At 70.4% G+C, this 19,538-nt stretch carries 18 protein-coding genes; 9 read left to right on the top strand and 9 right to left on the bottom strand.

Translation table 11 applies throughout. The features are described from left to right. Positions 1-81 precede the first annotated feature (81 nt). Positions 82-549, top strand: a complete 468-nt coding sequence (locus ACZ52C_RS30055; RefSeq protein WP_469077693.1) for a GatB/YqeY domain-containing protein — start codon at positions 82-84, stop codon at positions 547-549. 359 nt (positions 550-908) lie between these two features. On the opposite strand, the gene ACZ52C_RS30060 is transcribed toward ACZ52C_RS30055, so the two are convergent. Further along, on the bottom strand, positions 909-3,218 hold the full coding sequence (locus ACZ52C_RS30060) for a transglycosylase domain-containing protein (RefSeq protein WP_469077694.1): 2,310 nt from the start codon (positions 3,216-3,218) through the stop codon (positions 909-911). Between the two features lie 532 nt (positions 3,219-3,750). Between ACZ52C_RS30060 and wblA the strand changes: the two genes are divergently transcribed. Then, a complete protein-coding gene (gene wblA / locus ACZ52C_RS30065; protein WP_033524587.1) occupies positions 3,751-4,089 on the top strand; it encodes a transcriptional regulator WblA in 339 nt (112 codons plus the stop codon). 184 nt (positions 4,090-4,273) lie between these two features. On the opposite strand, the gene bagB is transcribed toward wblA, so the two are convergent. Together bagB and bagA are read right to left on the bottom strand one after the other, a co-directional pair. After that, positions 4,274-5,719: an ATPase BagB gene (gene bagB / locus ACZ52C_RS30070; protein WP_469077695.1), complete on the bottom strand. Its 1,446-nt coding sequence runs from the start codon at positions 5,717-5,719 to the stop codon at positions 4,274-4,276. Beyond that, the gene (gene bagA, locus ACZ52C_RS30075) at positions 5,716-6,693 is read right to left on the bottom strand and encodes an ATPase BagA (RefSeq protein WP_086785310.1); all 978 of its coding nucleotides are present in this window, start codon (positions 6,691-6,693) and stop codon (positions 5,716-5,718) included. Before bagA ends, bagB begins: the two co-directional genes overlap by 4 nt. A gap of 240 nt (positions 6,694-6,933) precedes the next feature. On the opposite strand from bagA, the gene ACZ52C_RS30080 reads away from it, so the two are divergent. From ACZ52C_RS30080 to ACZ52C_RS30095, 4 genes are all read left to right on the top strand, one after another. Then, positions 6,934-7,092: a DUF4177 domain-containing protein gene (locus ACZ52C_RS30080; protein WP_086785308.1), complete on the top strand. Its 159-nt coding sequence runs from the start codon at positions 6,934-6,936 to the stop codon at positions 7,090-7,092. Beyond that, positions 7,089-7,556, top strand: a complete 468-nt coding sequence (locus ACZ52C_RS30085) for a RidA family protein (RefSeq protein WP_469077696.1) — start codon at positions 7,089-7,091, stop codon at positions 7,554-7,556. Before ACZ52C_RS30080 ends, ACZ52C_RS30085 begins: the two co-directional genes overlap by 4 nt. Positions 7,557-7,614: 58 nt before the next feature. Continuing rightward, positions 7,615-8,484 (top strand): NUDIX hydrolase, encoded by an 870-nt coding sequence (locus ACZ52C_RS30090; protein WP_469077697.1) that lies wholly within the window; start codon positions 7,615-7,617, stop codon positions 8,482-8,484. A gap of 310 nt (positions 8,485-8,794) precedes the next feature. Then, a complete protein-coding gene (locus tag ACZ52C_RS30095; RefSeq protein WP_469077698.1) occupies positions 8,795-9,625 on the top strand; it encodes an MBL fold metallo-hydrolase in 831 nt (276 codons plus the stop codon). Between the two features lie 271 nt (positions 9,626-9,896). On the opposite strand, the gene ACZ52C_RS30100 is transcribed toward ACZ52C_RS30095, so the two are convergent. Continuing rightward, on the bottom strand, positions 9,897-10,571 hold the full coding sequence (locus ACZ52C_RS30100; RefSeq protein WP_005476003.1) for a Crp/Fnr family transcriptional regulator: 675 nt from the start codon (positions 10,569-10,571) through the stop codon (positions 9,897-9,899). Positions 10,572-10,897: 326 nt separating this feature from the next. On the opposite strand from ACZ52C_RS30100, the gene nth reads away from it, so the two are divergent. From nth to ACZ52C_RS30115, 3 genes are all read left to right on the top strand, one after another. After that, positions 10,898-11,818: an endonuclease III gene (gene nth / locus ACZ52C_RS30105; protein WP_469077699.1), complete on the top strand. Its 921-nt coding sequence runs from the start codon at positions 10,898-10,900 to the stop codon at positions 11,816-11,818. A gap of 184 nt (positions 11,819-12,002) precedes the next feature. Next, complete coding sequence (locus ACZ52C_RS30110) at positions 12,003-12,749, top strand: NUDIX hydrolase (RefSeq protein WP_469077700.1); 747 nt, start codon at positions 12,003-12,005, stop codon at positions 12,747-12,749. A gap of 119 nt (positions 12,750-12,868) precedes the next feature. Then, a complete protein-coding gene (locus ACZ52C_RS30115) occupies positions 12,869-14,068 on the top strand; it encodes a MarP family serine protease (RefSeq protein ID WP_469077701.1) in 1,200 nt (399 codons plus the stop codon). 51 nt (positions 14,069-14,119) lie between these two features. Here the strand turns inward: ACZ52C_RS30115 and ACZ52C_RS30120 are convergent, their stop codons facing one another. The 5 genes from ACZ52C_RS30120 to acs all read right to left on the bottom strand — a co-directional run bounded on the left by ACZ52C_RS30120 (position 14,120) and on the right by acs (position 19,412). Further along, entirely contained in the window at positions 14,120-14,299 is a 180-nt protein-coding gene (locus ACZ52C_RS30120; RefSeq protein ID WP_078853953.1) for a hypothetical protein, read from the bottom strand. A 127-nt stretch (positions 14,300-14,426) separates the two neighbouring features. After that, a complete protein-coding gene (locus ACZ52C_RS30125) occupies positions 14,427-15,389 on the bottom strand; it encodes an alpha/beta fold hydrolase (protein ID WP_045563040.1) in 963 nt (320 codons plus the stop codon). Continuing rightward, positions 15,386-15,865: a phage holin family protein gene (locus ACZ52C_RS30130; protein WP_469077702.1), complete on the bottom strand. Its 480-nt coding sequence runs from the start codon at positions 15,863-15,865 to the stop codon at positions 15,386-15,388. The genes ACZ52C_RS30125 and ACZ52C_RS30130 overlap by 4 nt, the downstream gene beginning before the upstream one ends. A 51-nt stretch (positions 15,866-15,916) precedes the next feature. Continuing rightward, complete coding sequence (gene nhaA / locus ACZ52C_RS30135) at positions 15,917-17,320, bottom strand: Na+/H+ antiporter NhaA (protein ID WP_469077703.1); 1,404 nt, start codon at positions 17,318-17,320, stop codon at positions 15,917-15,919. Between the two features lie 133 nt (positions 17,321-17,453). After that, positions 17,454-19,412, bottom strand: coding sequence for an acetate--CoA ligase (gene acs / locus ACZ52C_RS30140; protein WP_469077704.1), 1,959 nt, complete (start codon positions 19,410-19,412; stop codon positions 17,454-17,456). Between the last annotated feature and the right edge of the window lie 126 nt (positions 19,413-19,538).

A 19,538-nucleotide genomic window follows, 5' to 3' on the forward strand; every position in this document is an offset into this window, starting at 1 on the left:
ACTCCGGCCCTTACGCCCGATCCGCACAGACCAGCGAAATCAAGGCGCGCTTCTCGCGCCGCACCTGCGACAATCGACGCCATGACCACGCTCAAGTCGAAGCTGCAGGAAGACCTCAACGCCGCCATCAAGGAGCGCGACGAGCTCCGCTCCTCGACGCTCCGGCTGACCCTCACCGCGATCACGAAGGAAGAGGTCGCGGGCAAGGAGAAGCGTGAGCTCTCCGACGACGAGGTGCTCAAGGTGATCACCAAGGAGGCGAAGAAGCGCCGTGAGGCCGCGGAGGCGTTCGCCCAGGGCGGTCGTACCGAGTCGGCCGAGCGGGAGAAGGCGGAGGGCGAGCTGCTCGCCGAGTACCTGCCCAAGCAGCTGTCCGACGAGGAGCTGCGGGAGATCGTCGTCCAGGCCGTCGAGGAGGTGCGGGCCGCCGGTGCCGAGGGGCCGCGCGCGATGGGCCAGGTCATGAAGATCGTCAACCCGAAGGTGGCCGGGCTCGCCGAGGGCGGCCGCGTCGCCGCCATCGTCAAGCAGCAGCTCGCGGGCGGCTGAGCACCTCACCGGCTCGCGCGGGCCTGCCGGCCGACTGCACCGCCCGACCTCCGGTCGCCCGCCGAGCCCACCCGCTCCGCCCCACCGACCCCTTGTCCTCCAGCCCACCCGAACGAACGGCGGTGGAGGCGCCCCTTCTCCAGGGACGCCTCCACCGCCGTATCCGTATCCGTATCCATGGCTCCACCGCCATGGCCGTCAGCTGACCGCCGCCCCACCCACGACCGTCAGCCGACCACCGCCGAGACCGCGCCTCTGACCGCAGCCCCGCCGCGACCGTGCCAAGGACCCGAAGCGCCGACGGTGACCGCGCCAAGCACCCGAGGCACCGTCACTCGGCACCCGTCACTCGGACACCGTCACCCGAACCCCCCACCATTGCCGTTCCCCCTGTTCCCGCCGTTCGTCTGGCCCTGGATCCAGTCCTCCGGGATGGTGAAGTCCGGGGTCGGGAAGGTGGTCCCGCCGTTGGTGCCGCCGATCAAGCCGCCGTTGTCGTCGTCACCGTTGCCGTTGTCGTCGTCGTTCCCGCGGCCGTTCCCGTTCCCGTTGTCGTCGTCGTCCCCGCGGTCGCGGTCCGGTCGCTCGTCGGGGATGTAGACGCGGTTGAAGTCGGGGTTCGGCCTGCCCTCCAGCGCGCCGGACATCATGTCCCGCCAGATCGGACCGGGGACCCGGCCACCGAAGACCTTGTCGTGCCGTTCGCCGCCGATGACGATGTTGACCATGCGGCGCTTGTGCGCGGGGTCGCCGACCCAGACGGCACCGGCCATGTTCGGGGTGTAGCCCACGAACCAGGCCGCGTAACGGAAGTCCGTCGTACCGGTCTTACCGGCGCTGGGCCGACTGCCGCCGAGGCCGGCCTCCCGGCCCGTACCGTCCTCGACCACGCCCTCGAGCAGTGTGTTGATCGTGTCGGCGGTCTTCTCGGACATGGCACGCGAACACGTCGACTTCGGAACCTTCAGCGACTTCGACTTGTCCCCGATCCGCTGAGTGATCGAATCGATGGCGACCGGCGTGCAGTACATGCCGCGCGCGGCGAAGGTGGCGTACGCGTTCGCCATGGTCAGCGGGGACATCTCCTGCGTGCCGAGCGCGATCGACGGGGCCTGGTCGATCTTGCGGCCGTCGGCCCGCTCGACGCCCATCTTCCCGGCCATCTTCGTCACGGGGCAGATGCCGATGTCCGCGATCATCTGCACGAAGTAGGTGTTGACCGACAGCGCGGTCGCCTTCTCCATCGAGTACGGGCCGACCTCGCTCGGGCTCTCGTTCTCGAGCTTCGCGGCGTTGGTGCCGGTTCCGTTGCGCCAACTGCCGCCACCGCAGGTGGAGATCGGGCTCGGGTAGGCCATCTGGTACGGCGCGGAGTAGATCTTCCCCGGGGACATGCCGTCCTCGATGGCCGCCGCGGCGACGATCGGCTTGAACGTCGAACCGGGCTGGTAGCCCGCTCCGCCACCCATGGACTCGTCCACCGAGAGGTTTATCGACGTCTCGTTCTTCTTGATGTCGAGGCCGTACGGCCTCGACTGCCCCATGGCGAGGATCTTGCCGGTGCCCGGCTCCACAATGGTGGCGGCGGTGGCCACCTCGTCCTTCTGCCGGACGTGCGCCTTGACGGAGGCCTGGACCGACTTCTGGGCCTGCGGGTCCATCGTCGTCCGGATGGTCAGACCGCCCTGGTTCCAGATCTTGGCCCGGTCTTCCTTCGTCTTGCCGAAGATCGGGTCGTTGAGGAACACCTCGCGGACGTAGGCGCAGAAGAAACCGGCACCCTTGACGGCGGTGATGCAGCCGTTCTTCGGCTTGCTGATGTCGAGGCCGAGCGGCTTCTTCATGGCTTTGTCGGCGTCTGCCCGCGAGATGTCGCCGACATCGGCCATGCGCTGCAGCACGGTGTTGCGCCGCTTGGTGGCCTCCTGCGGGTCGTTCACCGGGTCGTACCGGCTGGGCGACTGCACGATGCCGGCGAGGAGTGCGGCCTCCTCGACGTCCAGGTCCTTGGCGGACTTGGAGAAGTAGCGCTGGGAGGCGGCCTCGACGCCATAGGCCTGCTGTCCGAAGAACGTGATGTTCAGGTAGTTCTCGAGGATCTTCTTCTTGCCGAGTTCCTCTTCGAGCTGGATCGCCTTCTTCAGCTCGTTGATCTTCCGGCCGAGGGTCTGCTGGGTGGCCTGGGCGACCAGCGTCGGGTCGTCACCGGCCTCCTCCACCGCCACGTTCTTCACCAGCTGCTGCGTCAGTGTGGACGCGCCCTGGGCGACACCGCCTTCCCGCGCGTTCCGGTTCAGCGCGCGCAGGACGCCCTTCAGGTCGATCGCGCCGTGCTGGTAGAACCGGGCGTCCTCGATGGCGATGATCGCCTGCTGCATGTACGGCGAGATCTCCTTGAGATCGACCACCGTACGGTCGCGGCTGTAGATCGTGGCGATCGAGTCGCCCTTGCTGTCGAGGATCGTCGTGCGCTGGCTCAGCGGTGGCTGCTTGAGGTTGGCGGGGAGTTCGTCGAACCCTTCGACCGAACCCTTGGCCGCCAGCCCCAGGGCGCCGACCGCGGGCAGGGCGATGCCCGCCATGACGGCGCCGGCGAGCACGCTGACACCTAGGAACTTGGCGGCCTGCTGTGTGGGGGACAGACCACCACCCGAGCGCTTGTTTGGCATGGAGGCAGCCTAATCCGTACCGATGACCGTTCCGAAGGAGCAGGTGGGTCCGGAGGGGTACGGGTGCCGGATCGTGACATGCGTCGCCGAGGGCACGGCGGCGCCGGGGCGTGAAGAGAACGTGAACGGTTGTCTACGTTCTCATTCGCCGGACACGCGCGCAGGCGTTGGCCTAAGCTGCTGTCAACTGTCACAGCCGTAGGCCCTTGTATCAAGTACGTCGGGCGAGCCCGAATCGTTCTGACGTTCTTCCGATTTTTTTCCGGTGTCGTGTCCGAATTCACCTCGCGTGTCATTCGGTGTCCGTTGTGACGTATGTCAACTATCCCGTTCTGACGGGATAGTCACGTATGTCCTCAGGTCACTCCCGCGGGTGATCTGCCGCTTACGCATAGTCCGTTCGGGCCATTCAAGATTGGGCCCGAAGGGGGTGTTGCGCTGTGCCCACCTTCCGTAACGTCCTCAACTGGCGGCGGTGAATATGCCGCTGCCGCCGTGGGGGAGCCTCGATTCGGGAGAGGACGGCGCCGGTATGGGCTGGGTTACCGACTGGAGTGCGCAGGCTGCCTGCCGCACTACCGATCCGGATGAACTGTTCGTTCAAGGAGCAGCGCAGAACAGGGCCAAGGCGGTGTGCACCGGATGCCCGGTGCGGACGGAGTGCCTGGCGGACGCGTTGGACAACCGCGTCGAGTTCGGCGTGTGGGGAGGAATGACGGAGCGTGAGCGCCGCGCACTGCTGCGCAGGCGACCGACCGTCACGTCGTGGCGCAGGCTGCTGGAGACCGCGCGCACGGAGTACGAGCGTGGCGCGGGCATTCTGCCGCTCGACGATGACGAGATGTACGAGAACTACGCGGCGGTGAGCTGAGGGCGAGGCCCCTTCCGGGTCACGTCGCGGGCCACGTCGGTCGAGGGCGCCCTTGAGGTGTCGGCGCGTCGGGCAGGTGTGCCGGCTCTCGGGTGCCCCGAGGCGTGGATCGGCTTTCGGGCCAGGACGGTTCCTCGTCAGTGAGTCGCGGCCGTCGGTCGGTGAGTCACGGCCGGTCGATCGGTCAGCCGTCGGAGGTGGGTAGCTCCGGCCTTATGGCCGCGAGCCGGTCCCCGATGTCCCGCAGACCCGCCAGGTCATGGACATCGCCGGGCAGTGCGGCCACTTCGGCCACGGCCACCTCGGGATGAAGCGCGGTGAAGCGGTCGCGCGTGCGCTGCTCGCGGGAGAGCAGACGCATCCGCTCGGCGTGCAACCTGAGCAGGCTGGCCGTGAGGTGTTCCACCGTCAGATCCGGGACGGGGGAGCCGTCCTCGGCACCGGTCGTTACGGGAGATTCCGAACTGGCCTGGCTGCCAGAACTGACGGCACTAGCCGGGCTGTCGGAACTGACTGGGCTGCCTGGACTGACTGAACTGACTGAACTGTCGTACGTGTCGGGAGAGTTACGAACTGCTTTCCCGTCCATCTGATCCACAATGCGGGGCTCGTCAAGATTTTCCGCGGCGGCGAGCGCGCGCTCGGCGGACAGCTGGGCCGCGCCGCTGCCATGGACGCGGTTCAGCACCAGCCCTGCCAGCGGCATGTCCTCGGCCGCCAGCCGCTCCACGAAGTACGCCGCCTCACGCAGCGCGTCCCGCTCCGGCGCGGCCACCACCAGGAAGGCGGTGCCGGGGGCTTGGAGCAGCTTGTACGTGGCGTCCGCGCGCGTACGGAAGCCGCCGAACATGGAGTCCATGGCGGCCACGAACGTCTGGACGTCCTTGAGCAGTTGACCGCCGAGCAGCTTGCCCAGGACGCCCGTCATCATCGACATGCCGACGTTCAGGAACTTCATCCCGGCCCGTCCGCCGACCTTCGCGGGCGCCAGCAACACCCGGATCAGCTTGCCGTCGAGGAAGGAACCCAGTCGCTTCGGCGCGTCCAGGAAGTCCAGCGCCGAACGGGACGGCGGAGTGTCGACGACGATCAGGTCCCACTCGTCACGGGCCCGGAGCTGGCCCAGCTTCTCCATCGCCATGTACTCCTGCGTGCCCGCGAAGCCCGCCGAGAGCGACTGGTAGAAGGGGTTGTTCAGGATCGCGGACGCCCGGTCGGGGTCCGCGTGCGCCTCGACGATCTCGTCGAAGGTGCGCTTCATGTCGAGCATCATGGCGTGCAGTTCGCCGTCCCCGTCGACGCCCTTCACCCGGCGCGGGGTGTTGTCCAGCGAGTCGATCCCCATCGACTGGGCGAGCCGCCGGGCCGGGTCGATGGTGAGCACGACCACCTTGCGGCCGCGCTCGGCGGCCCGCAGCCCGAGCGCCGCCGCCGTGGTCGTCTTGCCCACGCCGCCCGCGCCGCAGCACACCACGATGCGGGTCCGCGGGTCGTCCAGCAGGGGATCGACGGCCAGGGGCCGGGTCGAGTCGAGCACGCGATGTCCGTCGGGTGCCTGGGAGGAGGCGTGGGCGGGGTCCGAGTCGTGGTCGTGCGCCGCGTCGCGCGAGGCGGCCGGGTCCGGAGTCATGAGATCCCTTGCTGACGCAGTTCCGTGGCGAGTTCGTACAGGCCCGCGAGGTCCATGCCCTCGGCGAGCAGCGGCAGTTCGTGCAGCGGCAGACCCAGCTCGGCCAGGACGCCCCGCTGTTCGTGCTCCAGGGTGTAGCGCTCGGCGTACTCCTCGGCCTGCGCGAGCAGCGGCTCCACCAGCCGCTCGGCGTTGCCGCCGCGCCGCGCGCCGCCCAGGCCGGCCGTGGACAGGGACTTGGCGACGGCCGTACGCGGCACCGCGCGCGCGAACTCCAGCTCGTCGGCGTCCAGCACCTCGGGCCGCACCATGTTGACGATGATCCGTCCCACCGGCAGCTTCGCCGCCCGCAGCTCGGCGATGCCGTCCGCCGTCTCCTGGACGGGCATCTCCTCCAGCAGGGTCACCAGATGCACGGCCGTCTCGGGCGACTTCAGGACGCGCATCACCGCCTGTGCCTGATTGTGTATGGGGCCGATCTTCGCGAGGCCCGCCACCTCGTCGTTGACGTTCAGGAAGCGGGTGATGCGTCCGGTGGGCGGTGCGTCCATCACCACGTAGTCGTACGTGAACCGCCCGCTCTTCTCCTTGCGGCGCACCGCCTCGCAGGCCTTGCCCGTCAGCAGTACGTCCCGGAGGCCGGGCGCGACGGTGGTCGCGAAGTCGATGGCACCGAGCTTCTTCAGGGCCCTTCCGGCCCCGCCCAGCTTGTAGAACATCTGGAGGTAGTCCAACAGGGCCAGTTCGGGGTCGATGGCCAGCGCGTACACCTCCCCGCCCCCGGGGGCCACCGCGATCTTCCGCTCCTCGTACGGCAGTGCCTCTGCCTCGAAGAGCTGTGCGATGCCCTGTCTGCCCTCGACCTCGACCAGGAGGGTGCGCTTCCCCTCGGTCGCGAGGGCGAGCGCGAGTGCGGCGGCGACCGTGGTCTTTCCGGTCCCGCCCTTGCCGCTGACGACCTGGAGCCTGCTCACGTATTCGAGCCTAACCAGTCCGCCCGCGGCATACGCGGGAGGCTGTGGACAACTTGTGCCGCCCTCGCCTGTCGGCGTGCGTCCTCCGTGCCGTTCGGCGTGTGTCCTCCCCGCCTGTCGGCTCACCCGCCGGCCCGCCTGCCCGCGCGGTCGTGCCCGCCCGTCCTGGCCGTCGTGCCCGCCGGGGCGGCGGCGGAACCCGTGCCGGACGGCGGCCCGGCAGCGGATAAAGTCGGCCACATGACCAAGTGGGAATACGCAACCGTGCCGCTGCTCGTCCATGCCACGAAGCAGATTCTGGACACCTGGGGCGAGGACGGCTGGGAGCTCGTCCAGGTCGTGCCCGGGCCGAACAACCCCGAGCAGCTGGTGGCCTACCTGAAGCGGCCCAAGCCGTGAGCGCCGTCGAAGCGAAGCTCGCGGAACTCGGGCTGAGGCTGCCCGAGGTCGTCCCGCCGCTCGCCGCATACCAGCCGGCCGTGCGGAGCGGGGTGTACGTGTACACCGCCGGGCAGCTGCCCATGGTGGACGGCAAGCTGCCCGTCACCGGCAAGGTCGGCGCCGAGGTCACCCCCGAGGAAGCCAAGGAGCTCGCCCGCACCTGCGCGCTGAACGCGCTCGCCGCCGTCAAGTCCGTGGCCGGCGACCTGGACCGGGTCGCGCGCGTGGTGAAGGTCGTCGGCTTCGTGGCCTCGGCCTCCGACTTCACCGGCCAGCCCGCCGTACTGAACGGCGCGAGCGAACTCCTGGGCGCCGTGTTCGGCGACAAGGGCGTCCACGCGCGCAGCGCGGTCGGTGTGGCGGTCCTGCCGCTGGACGCGCCGGTCGAGGTGGAGCTCCAGGTGGAGCTCGTCGAGGCCTAGGGGGTGTGATCGCGGAGGCTCACTCGAACATCAGCCCGTGACGAGTTAGCCTCCGCCCATGGCAAACGGGCAGTGGTACCCCGCCGAATGGCCGGACCGCATCCGCGCACTCGCGGCGGGCACGCTGACACCGGTGACCCCCAGGCGGGCCGCCACCGTCATGCTGCTCAAGGACACGGCCGACATCCCGGTCGTGCACATGCTGCGCAGACGCGCCTCCATGGCCTTCGCCGGGGGCGCGTACGCGTATCCGGGCGGCGGGGTCGACCCCCGCGACGACGACCGGCAGATCCGCTGGGCGGGCCCCACGCGCGCGTGGTGGGCCGCCCGGCTCGGCGTCGAGGAGTCCGACGCCCAGGCGATCGTCTGCGCGGCCGTACGGGAGACGTACGAGGAGGCGGGCGTCCTGCTCGCCGGGCCGAGCCCCGACACCGTGATCGGCGACACCACGGGCGACGACTGGGAGGCCGACCGCGCGGCGGTGGCCGCCAGGGAGCTGTCCTTCGCCGAGTTCCTGGAGCGACGGGGACTGGTCCTGCGCTCCGACCTCCTCGGCGCCTGGGCGCGCTGGATCACCCCGGAGTTCGAGGCCCGCCGCTACGACACGTGGTTCTTCGTCGCCGTTCTCCCGCAGGGCCAGCGCACCCGCAACGCCTCCACGGAGGCCGACCGCACGGTGTGGATCCGGCCCCGGGACGCGGCGGACGGTTACGACAAGGGCGAGCTGATGATGATGCCGCCCACCATCGCGACCCTGCGGTCGCTCGCGGAGCACGGCTCGGCCGCCGCCGCGCTCGCCGCCGCACCCGCCCGAGACCTGACACCCGTCCTCGCCCGGGCCCGCCTGGAGAACGACGACGTGGTCCTCTCCTGGCCGGGCCACGACGAGTTCACCAAGCGCGTCCCGGCCGCCGGGGACCCCACATGACCGCCGCGACAGCCCTCGTAAACCGGCCAGCGTTTCCTGGCGGGGCGGCCTTCCTCGGCGGGTCGGCTGTCCCGGGCTGGTCGGCCCTCCCTGGCGGGTCAGCGTTCCTCGGCGGGGCGGCCTGTTCTAGCGGGTCGGCCTTCCCGGGCCGGTCGGCTCTCTCGGCCGGGGCGGTTCTCCCGGGCCGCTCGGGCGACCGGCCCGTGCCTGTCCGCGCGTCCCTCGTCCCGCCGCGTGGGTGCCGGGACGTCGTACGGGTCCGCGACCGCCACCGCGGCACCCCTCCCCTCCCGCTGGAAGGCACCTCCGTATGACCGACGCAGCAGCTCTTCCCGGCCAGCCCAGGGGCGGTGTCCTCTCCGGCCCCGCCACCGCGCGTGCCGTCAACGTGCTCGCGCCGAACCCCTCCGTGATGACGCTGGACGGCACCAACACCTGGCTCGTCTCCGAACCGGACTCCGACCTCGCCGTCGTGATCGACCCGGGCCCACAGGACGACGCCCACCTGCGCAACGTCGTCGACACGGCGGAGAAGGCCGGAAAACGGGTCGCGCTGACCCTGCTCACGCACGGCCACCCCGACCACGCGGAGGGCGCCGCCCGCTTCGCCGAGCTGACCGGGACGAACGTACGGGCCCTGGACCCGGCGCTGCGGCTCGGCGACGAAGGGCTGGGCGCGGGCGACGTCGTCTCGCTCGGCGGCCTGGAACTCCGGGTCGTCCCGACCCCCGGCCACACCGCCGACTCGCTCTGCTTCCACCTGCCGGCCGACCGGGCCGTCCTGACCGGTGACACGGTTCTCGGGCGCGGTACGACGGTCGTGGCCCATCCCGACGGCCGTCTCGGCGACTATCTCGACTCCCTGCGCCGCCTGAGGTCCCTCGCGGTCGACGACGGCGTCCACACGGTGCTCCCCGGCCACGGCCCCGTCCTGGAGGACGCCCAGGGCGCCGTCGAGTTCTATCTCGCCCACCGCGCCCACCGACTCGCCCAGGTCGAGACGGCCGTCGAGAACGGTCACCGCACCCCCGGCGAAGTGGTCGCCCACGTCTACGCGGACGTCGACCGTTCCCTCTGGCCGGCCGCGGAACTCTCGGTGCGGGCGCAGATGGAGTACCTCAGCGAACACGGCCTGATCTGATCGCTGCCGGGCCTGAGCGCCCGTCTCCGGGCTTCACGGACGTCCGGGGCGTCACACGGGACCTCAGAACCCTCCCAGGCCCCAGAGGCCCCTCCCAGGCGCGCCCAGGGGGTCCCGGAGCGCACCCGTGGCGCCCTGGACACGACAACTCCCTGGACGTGACTGCTCCTGGACGTGGCGACTCCCCGGACGCGACGACTCCCCGGGCATGACAACGGGGTCCGCCCCGAGAAACGAGACGAACCCCATCGGCGTACGGCCGGCCCAGCTGTCAGCGGGACCGCTTGGCCAGTCGCTCCACGTCCAGCAGGATCACCGCGCGGGCCTCCAGGCGCAGCCACCCGCGCTGCGCGAAGTCCGCCAGTGCCTTGTTCACGGTCTCCCGGGAGGCGCCGACGAGCTGCGCCAGCTCCTCCTGCGTGAGGTCGTGCACCACGTGGATGCCTTCCTCCGACTGCACGCCGAAGCGGCGGGAGAGGTCCAGGAGGGCACGGGCGACCCGCCCGGGCACGTCCGAGAAGACCAGGTCGGACATCTGGTCGTTGGTCTTGCGCAGTCGCCGAGCGACCGCGCGCAGCAGCGCCGCGGCCACCTCGGGCCGCGCGTTCAGCCAGGGCTGGAGGTCGCCGTGGCCGAGGCCCAGCAGCTTGACCTCGGTCAGCGCGGTGGCCGTGGCGGTCCGCGGGCCCGGGTCGAACAGCGACAGCTCGCCGATCAGCTCACCGGGGCCGAGCACGGCCAGCATGTTCTCGCGGCCGTCGGGCGAGGCGCGGTGCAGCTTCACCTTGCCCTCGGTGACCACATACAGGCGGTCACCCGGGTCGCCCTCGTGGAAGAGAGCGTCGCCGCGCGCGAGGGTCACCTCACTCATGGAGGCGCGGAGCTCCGCGGCCTGCTCGTCATCGAGCGCCGCGAAGAGCGGGGCGCGCCGCAGAACGTCGTCCACGAGTTCTCTCCTTGTCGACCTGCTCAGGGGATCTTGCTCCCCGTACTACCAGGGGACCGTGTTCCCCATCTTGCCGGACGGACCAAACAGTGTGATCTGTCACAAGGATGCCGCACACATGTCCCGGGGTAAGCGTCAGGGGTCCAATTGGGGGCCGATCTTCTGGGCCCGGGGCGGATGTCGGTGCCGGGCTTTAGGCTGGCCGGGTGTCCAAATCGCCGGTGAGAGCACAGGCCTAGGGGGCTGCGCGGGTGGTTGTACGGCGTGATTCCGCTGTGGGCGAACAGGGCCCCACGGGAGCGAACAAAACGGCAAAGGCGACGAAGGTGTCCGATCCATCAGCGGCGGAGAACCCCGCCCGGAAGACCACGGCTCCGGCCAAGGCGGCTCCGGCCAAGGCGGCCCCGGTGAAGAAGGCGGTCGCGACGCGCGGGGCCGCCCCGGCCCGGAGAGCGGCCCCGGCGGCCAAGCCCGAGTCCCGTACGGCCCTCGTCCGCCGGGCCCGTCGTATCAACCGCGAACTCGCCGAGGTGTACCCGTACGCCCACCCGGAGCTGGACTTCGAGAACTCCTTCCAGCTGATCGTGGCGACGGTCCTGTCCGCGCAGACGACCGACCTGCGGGTCAACCAGACGACACCGGCGCTGTTCGCGAAGTACCCCACCCCCGAGGACCTGGCCGCGGCCGACCCGCAGGAGGTCGAGGAGATCCTGCGGCCCTGCGGGTTCTTCCGGGCGAAGACGAAGTCGGTGATGGGACTGTCGAAGGCCCTGGTGGAGAACCACGGCGGTGAGGTCCCCGGCCGTCTGGAGGACCTCGTCAAGCTGCCCGGTGTCGGCCGCAAGACCGCCTTCGTCGTGCTGGGCAACGCCTTCGGCCGCCCCGGCATCACCGTGGACACCCACTTCCAGCGGCTCGTACGGCGCTGGCGGTGGACCGAGGCGACCGACCCGGACAAGATCGAGGCGGCCGTCGGCGCGCTCTTCCCCAAGAGCGAGTGGACGATGCTGTCGCACCACGTGATCTTCCACGGCCGCCGCATCTGCCACGCCCGCAAGCCGGCCTGCGGCGCCTGCCCCATCGCCCCGCTCTGCCCGGCGTTCGGCGAGGGGGAGACGGACCCGGAGAAGGCCAGGAAGCTCCTGAAGTACGAGAAGGGCGGCTTCCCCGGTCAACGCCTCAAGCCTCCGCAGTCCTACCTGGACGCGGGCGGCATCCCGGCCCCGCCCCTCGGAGCCGCCGGATGACGGCCCGCACCGGGCACCCGGACCGGCGTACCGCCGCCGCACCCGTACGCTCCGGTCCACGCCCTGTCCGCCCCTCTCCACGCCCTCTACGCCCCGGCTTCCACCCACAAGGGGGACACGGGGCCCAAGTGGAACGAACAGCGGTCCTCCGGGCGTTGGGATCGGAAGAACGACGGGGGTGGCTATGACACGCGCGAGCCGGACGGACGGCGGCACGGACACCGACAACGGGCACCAGGCGGGGCGGCGCCACGCAGGGGACGACGGCGTCGGTCTGGACAAGGAGGGCCTGCCCGCCTGGCTGGACCCGGTGGTGCACGCCGTCGAGACGGTCGAGCCGCTGCAGCTCAGCCGCTTCCTGCCGCCGGAGAACGGCTCGGGGCGGCAGTCGGCGGTCCTGATCCTGTTCGGCGACGGACCGAGCGGGCCCGAGCTGCTGCTCATGGAGCGCGCCGGTTCGCTGAGATCGCACGCGGGCCAGCCGTCCTTCCCGGGCGGCGCCCTCGACCCCGAGGACGGCGACCCGCAGACCGACGGCCCGCTGCGCGCCGCCCTGCGCGAGGCCGAGGAGGAGACCGGCCTCGACCCGGCCGGCGTCCAGCTCTTCGGTGTGCTGCCCAAGCTCTACATCCCGGTCAGCGGCTTCGTCGTGACGCCCGTCCTGGGCTGGTGGCGCCGCCCCACCCCGGTCCGGGTCGTCGATCCGAACGAGACGGCCCGCGTCTTCACCGTTCCCGTGGCGGATCTCACGGATCCCGCCAACAGAGCCACCGCCGTGCACCCCCGCGGGTACGCAGGTCCGGCATTTCTGGTCGAATCAGCCCTGGTGTGGGGTTTCACGGCCGGAGTGATCGACCGTCTGCTGCACTACTCGGGCTGGGAGCGCCCCTGGGACCGCGAGAAGCAGGTCCCGCTCGACTGGCGCTCATGACAGGGTGTCTGCCGTGCTGCGTCTTCTGGGGCCTGTCGCGTCCCCCTGTCGCCGCGCGGCGGACCGGTCCCCCGGTCGGCCTGTAGTGATCGCGTAGTGACGAGGCGAGGCTTGAAGCGGTGAACGTGCTGGACATCCTGTTGCTGGTCGCCGCTGTCTGGTTCGCGATCGTGGGCTACCGACAGGGCTTCGTCGTCGGCATCCTCTCGGTGATCGGCTTCCTCGGTGGCGGACTCGTCGCGGTCTACGCCCTGCCCGTCATCTGGGACTGGATGACCGACCACTCCGAGGTCAGCACCGCCGCCGCGGTCGTCGCCGTGGTCATCGTGATCGTCTGCGCCTCCGTCGGCCAGGCCCTGACCACCCACCTCGGCAACAAACTGCGCCGCTACATCACCTGGTCCCCGGCCCGCGCCCTGGACGCCACCGGCGGCGCCCTCGTCAACGTCGTCGCGATGCTCCTGGTCGCCTGGCTGATCGGTTCCGCGCTCGCGGGGACGACCCTGCCGACGCTCGGCAAGGAGGTCCGCAACTCCAAGGTGCTCCAGGGCGTGGCCGGTGCCCTGCCCCACCAGGCGGACACCTGGTTCGCGGACTTCTCCTCGGTCCTCACACAGAACGGCTTCCCGCAGGTCTTCAGCCCCTTCTCGAACGAGCCGATCACCGAGGTCCAGCCCCCCGACCCGGCGCTCGCCAGGAGCCCGATCGCCCAGCGCGCCAAGCGATCCATCGTCAAGGTCATGGGCACCGCCCAGAGTTGCGGCAAGGTCCTCGAAGGCACCGGCTTCGTCTTCGGCGAGCGCCGGGTGATGACCAACGCGCACGTGGTCGGCGGAGTCGACGAACCCACCGTCCAGATCGGCGGCGAGGGCCGCAAGTACGACGCCAAGGTCGTCCTCTACGACTGGGAGCGCGACATCGCCGTACTGGACGTGCCCAGTCTCAAGGCGCCCGCGCTGAAGTTCACCACCAAGGACGCCGTCAGCAGCGACGACGCGATCGTCGCGGGCTTCCCGGAGAACGGCGCGTACGACATCCGGCCCGCACGCGTGCGCGGTCGCATCACGGCCAACGGCGCCGACATCTACAAGCGCGGCACCGTCCACCGTGACGTCTACTCGCTGTACGCGACGGTCCGTCAGGGCAACTCCGGCGGCCCGCTGCTCACGCCCGAAGGCAAGGTCTACGGCGTGGTCTTCGCGAAGTCCCTCGACGACCCGGAGACGGGCTACGCCCTCACCGCGGACGAGGTCGAGGAGGACATCGCCAAGGGCCGTACGGCCAACCAGCAGGTGGACAGCGACAGCTGCGCGCTCTGAGGCCCGGCGGAGCCGGTGGTGAAAGGACCTGTGCGGGTCGCCCCGCAGGGGTCAGGGGCGAGGATGGCGCAGCCGGGCCGAGACCCAGCGGGCCCGGCGGCGCAGGATGCGCGGAATGCCCAGCCGGGGATCGGTGCCCTGCAGTTGCGGGCCGCCCCTCTGGTGGGAGCTCAGGCCCGAGGCCGAGCGGCGGTTGCGTGCTGCGTCACTGTAGTCGTGCGTCCAGCCCATACCCCGACGTGTGCCCCCGCCCCAAGGTCGATAACCGCCCCCACGCCCCCCAATTGGCCTATGCGCCGGGCAAGTGGCTGTTCGTGGAACAGGTGTTCACGTTCGGATAGCGGGCGGCCCGGCCGACTCACCGGTCGGGCTCGGGATCCTTCAGCCAGTTGATGAGTTCGGTGGAGAACGCCACCGGGTCCTCCTCGTGCGGGAAGTGCCCCAGACCGTCGAACAGCCGCCAACGGTACGGCGCTTCGACGTACTCCCCGGATCCGGCCGCGCTGCGGGTGCGCATCACCGGGTCGAGCGACCCGTGCAGATGGAGGGTGGGCACCCGGACCGGCCGCTTCATCCGGCGGTTGAACTGGATGCCGTCCGGGCGGGCCATGGACCGCACCATCCACCGGTACGGCTCGATCGAGCAGTGCGCGGTCGACGGGATGCACATCGCCCGCTGGTACGCCTCCACGGCCTCGTCGTCGGGCAGCCGCGGGCCCGACCAGTCCCTGATCAGCCGGCCGACCAGCGCGCCGTCGTCGGCGGTGAGCTGCCGCTCGGGGATCCAGGGCCGCTGGAATCCCCAGATGTAGGAGCCCGCGGAGGTCTGCTTGACGTCGGAGAGCATCGCGGAGCGCCAGCGCCGCGGGTGCGGCATGGAGGAGACGGCGAGCCGCCGGACGAGCTTGGGGCGCATCACGGCCGCCGTCCACGCCAGATAACCGCCCAGATCATGACCGACCAGCGCGGCGTCGGGCTCGCCGAGGGACCGTACGACGCCGGTGATGTCGAGGGCGAGGTTCGCCGGGTCGTAGCCCCGGGGCGTGCGGTCGCTGCCGCCGACCCCGCGCAGGTCCATGGCCACGGCCCTGAAGCCCGCCTCGGCGAGGGCGACCAGCTGGTGCCGCCAGGTCCACCAGAACTGCGGGAAGCCGTGCAGCAGCAGCACCAGCGGTCCGTCGCCCACCTCGGCGATGTGGAAGCGCGCGCCGTTGGCGGCCACGTCCCGGTGGATCAGCTCCTTGGCGCCGGGCACGTCGAGCCGTACGGGAGACGCGGGCTGATTCGAGGGGGCGGCCGGGGCGGTCGCGGGGTCGGTCATGACGTCGAGCGTGCCACAGCCTCGACCGCGCTGTCGGCCGGGGCGGGCCGACGGGGGTGCGGCTTGGCGTTCTGCAGCACGCCCGCCGTCTCCTTCATGGACGCGGCGACCTTCTGCGGGCCCTGCCCCTTCTTGGCCTTCTTGGAGAAGACGACGCCGACGACCGTCAGGACGACGGCGACCAGCACGTTCGCCGCGAACGACAGCAGGAAGCAGATCGCCAGGTTCCAGTCGCTCCAGGTGCGGATGCCGTACGCCAGGGCGAAGCTCAGCATCGGCAGGGAGAAGATCAGCACCGCCCCGGCGGCCGTGAACGCGCCACCGCCGACCATGCCGCGCTTGACGTCCTGCCTGAGCTGGGCCTTGGCCAGCGCGATCTCGTCGTGCACCAGCGCGGACATCTCGGCCGTCGCCGAGGCGAACAACTGGCCGACGCTGCGTTCGGCTCCGACCGGGCTGCCGTCGGGTGCGCTCATCGGGGTCTCCCTCATATGCGTTTGTACGGTCCTGTCTACGGTCCTGTCAGATCATGCCGGACCGTCGTCGCCGACGCCTGCCCCGCCCGCCACTTCGGCAAGCCTGCGATGTTCGGCGGCCTTGCGTTCATAGATCTCCGCCATCCGCAGGTGGTACGCCGGGTCGTCCTGTTCGTAGATGTCGGGGATGCCGTCGAGGTCGTCGTCGCGCTCCTCGGCGGCCCACAGCGCCTGGTACTTGGCGTTCCTCAGCTTCAGCAGAATGCTCGCCAGGACCGCCGCGACGAGCGAACCGGTGAGGACTGCGGCCTTGACGCCGTCGGTGAGCACCTGGTCGCCCTCGAAGGCCAGTTCACCGATGAGCAGCGACACGGTGAAGCCGATCCCGGCGAGGGAGGAGACGGCGAAGACGTCCGGCCAGGACAGGTCCTCGGAGAGCGAGGCCCGGGTGAAGCGGGCGGTCAGCCAGGTCCCGCCGAAGATCCCGACCGCCTTGCCGATCACCAGGCCGAGCACCACCCCGAGCGTCTCCGGCTCGGTGAACACCTTCGCGAGCGCGCTGCCCGACACCGCGACCCCGGCGCTGAACAGGGCGAACAGCGGCACCGCCAGACCTGCCGACAGGGGGCGCACGAGGTGCTCGATGTGCTCACCGGGGGAGTGCTCCTCGCCCTCGCGCCGGGTGCAGCGCAGCATCAGCCCCATCGCGACCCCGGCGATGGTGGCGTGCACGCCGCTGTTGTACATCAGCGCCCAGACGACGAGCGCGAGCGGAACGTACACGTACCAGCCGCGCACGCCCTTCCTCAGCAGCAGCCAGAACACGGCGAGGCCGCCGAACGCGCCGCCGAGCGCGGCGAAGTTCAGGTCGTCGGTGAAGAACACCGCGATGATCAGGATCGCGCACAGGTCGTCGACGACGGCGAGGGTGAGCAGGAAGGCCCGCAGCGCGTTCGGCAGGGAGGTGCCGATGACGGCGAGCACGGCCAGCGCGAAGGCGATGTCGGTGGCCGTGGGCACCGCCCAGCCGGCCAGGGAGCCGCCGCCGGTGACGGTGGTGAGCGTGTAGACGAGCGCCGGTACGGCCATGCCGCACAGCGCGGCGACCACGGGCAGCGCGGCCGTTCTGGGGTCCTTGAGGTCACCGGCGACCAGCTCGCGCTTGAGCTCGATGCCGGCGACGAAGAAGAAGACCGCGAGGAGCCCGTCGGCCGCCCAGTGCGCCACGGACAGGTTCAGGCCGAGCGCCTCGGGGCCGAAGTGGAAGTCGCTGACACTCTCGTAGCTGTCGTGCAGCGCGGGGACGTTGACCCAGACCAGCGCGGTGACGGCGGCCAGGAGCAGCAGACAGCCGCCGACGGTCTCCGTGCGCAGCGCGTCCGCCACGAAGGTCCGCTCGGGCAGAGAGAGCCGGTCGAGGACCTTGCGGGTGGGGGTGGTGCGGGACGCGGCCACGATGGGGACCTCCGGTCGGTGGGCAGCACGGAACACTCGCCGACCAGACTTCCCGGCACACCTGTTCTTTAGCTTAGCTAAGGGGCACCCGGCGTGCCTGTCGCCGGGTGCCCCTCGAGGCCGTACGGAGGCGTCAGTCCTCGCTGGGCGCGGCCGGCAGCTTGGCCTGGATGAGGTCCATGACCGTGGAGTCGGTCAGCGTCGTGACGTCACCGAGCTGACGGTTCTCCGCCACGTCACGCAGCAGGCGCCGCATGATCTTGCCGGAGCGGGTCTTCGGCAGTTCCTGCACCGGCAGGATCCGCTTCGGCTTGGCGATCGGGCCGAGGGTGGCGCCGACGTGGTTGCGGAGGTCGGCGACGAGGTTCTCGTCCTCGGCGTTCGCCGTGCCGCGCAGGATCACGAACGCCACGATCGCCTGACCGGTGGTCTCGTCGGCTGCGCCGACGACGGCCGCCTCGGCCACGGACGGGTGCGAGACGAGCGCGGACTCCACCTCGGTCGTCGAGATGTTGTGACCGGACACGAGCATCACGTCGTCGACGCGGCCGAGGAGCCAGATGTCCCCGTCGTCGTCCTTCTTCGCCCCGTCACCGGCGAAGTACTTGCCCTCGAACCGCGACCAGTACGTGTCGAGGAACCGCTGGTCGTCGCCCCAGATGGTGCGCAGCATCGACGGCCACGGCTCGGTGAGGACGAGATAGCCACCGCCGCCGTCCGGCACCTCGTTCGCCTCGTCGTCGACGACCGTCGCCGAGATGCCCGGCAGCGGCGTCTGCGCGGAGCCCGGCTTGGTCGACGTCACGCCCGGCAGCGGCGAGATCATCATCGCGCCGGTCTCGGTCTGCCACCAGGTGTCCACGATCGGCGTCGCGTCGGCACCGATGTGCTTGCGGTACCAGATCCAGGCCTCGGGGTTGATGGGCTCACCGACCGAGCCCAGTACGCGCAGGCTGCTGAGGTCGAACTTCGCGGGGATGTCGTCGCCCCACTTCATGAACGTACGGATGGCCGTGGGCGCCGTGTAGAGGATCGACACCCCGTACTTCTGCACGATCTCCCAGAACCGCCCCTGGTGCGGGGTGTCCGGGGTGCCCTCGTACATGACCTGCGTCGCGCCGTTCGCCAGCGGTCCGTAGACGATGTACGAGTGGCCGGTGACCCAGCCGACGTCGGCCGTGCACCAGTACACGTCCGTCTCCGGCTTGAGGTCGAAGACGGCGTGGTGGGTGTACGACGTCTGCGTCAGGTAGCCGCCGGAGGTGTGCAGGATGCCCTTGGGCTTACCCGTCGTGCCGGACGTGTACAGGATGAACAGCGGGTGCTCGGCCCCGAACGGCTGCGGGGTGTGCTCGCTGCTCTGCCGGTCGACGATCTCGTGCCACCACACGTCACGGGAGTCGTTCCACGCGACGTCCTGGCCCGTGCGGCGGACGACGAGGACGTGCTCGACATTGCCGGCGCGGTCGGCCGCGTCGTCCACGGCGGGCTTGAGCGCGGAGGGCTTGCCGCGCCGGTAGCCGCCGTCCGCGGTGATGACCACGCGTGCGTCCGCGTCCTGGATCCGGGTCGCGAGCGCGTCCGCGGAGAAGCCGCCGAACACGACGGAGTGCGCGGCGCCGATCCGGGCGCAGGCGAGCATCGCCACGGCCGTCTCCGGGATCATCGGCATGTAGACCGCGACCCGGTCGCCCGCCTGGACGCCCAGCTCCAGCAGGGCGTTGGCGGCCTTGCTCACCTCGTCCTTGAGTTCGGCGTAGGTGACGGACCGGCTGTCTCCGGGTTCACCCTCGAAGTGGATGGCGACCCGGTCGCCGTTGCCGGCCTCGACATGGCGGTCGACGCAGTTGTACGCGACGTTGAGCTCGCCGTCCTCGAACCACTTGGCGAACGGCGGGTTCGACCAGTTCAGCGTCTCGGTCGGCTCCTTGGCCCAGGTCAGCCGCCGGGCCTGAGCCGCCCAGAAACCGAGCCTGTCAGCCCTGGCCTGCTCGTACGCCTCGGCCGTGACGTTGGCGTTCTCGGCCAGGTCAGCGGGCGGCGCGAAGCGTCGCTCCTCCTTCAAGAGGTTGGCCAGGCTTTCGTTGCTCACGTCATCTCCCTCGCGGTGCTTTGCCGGGGCGACCGTTGTGTCCCAAGCCACAGCTCATCAGACCCGGACCCTCGATGACAAGGGCCTTCGTCGGATTGGTTTAGACCTGTGGGCGGGTGGCACCAG

Source organism: Streptomyces sp. NPDC034049, assembly GCF_055575575.1.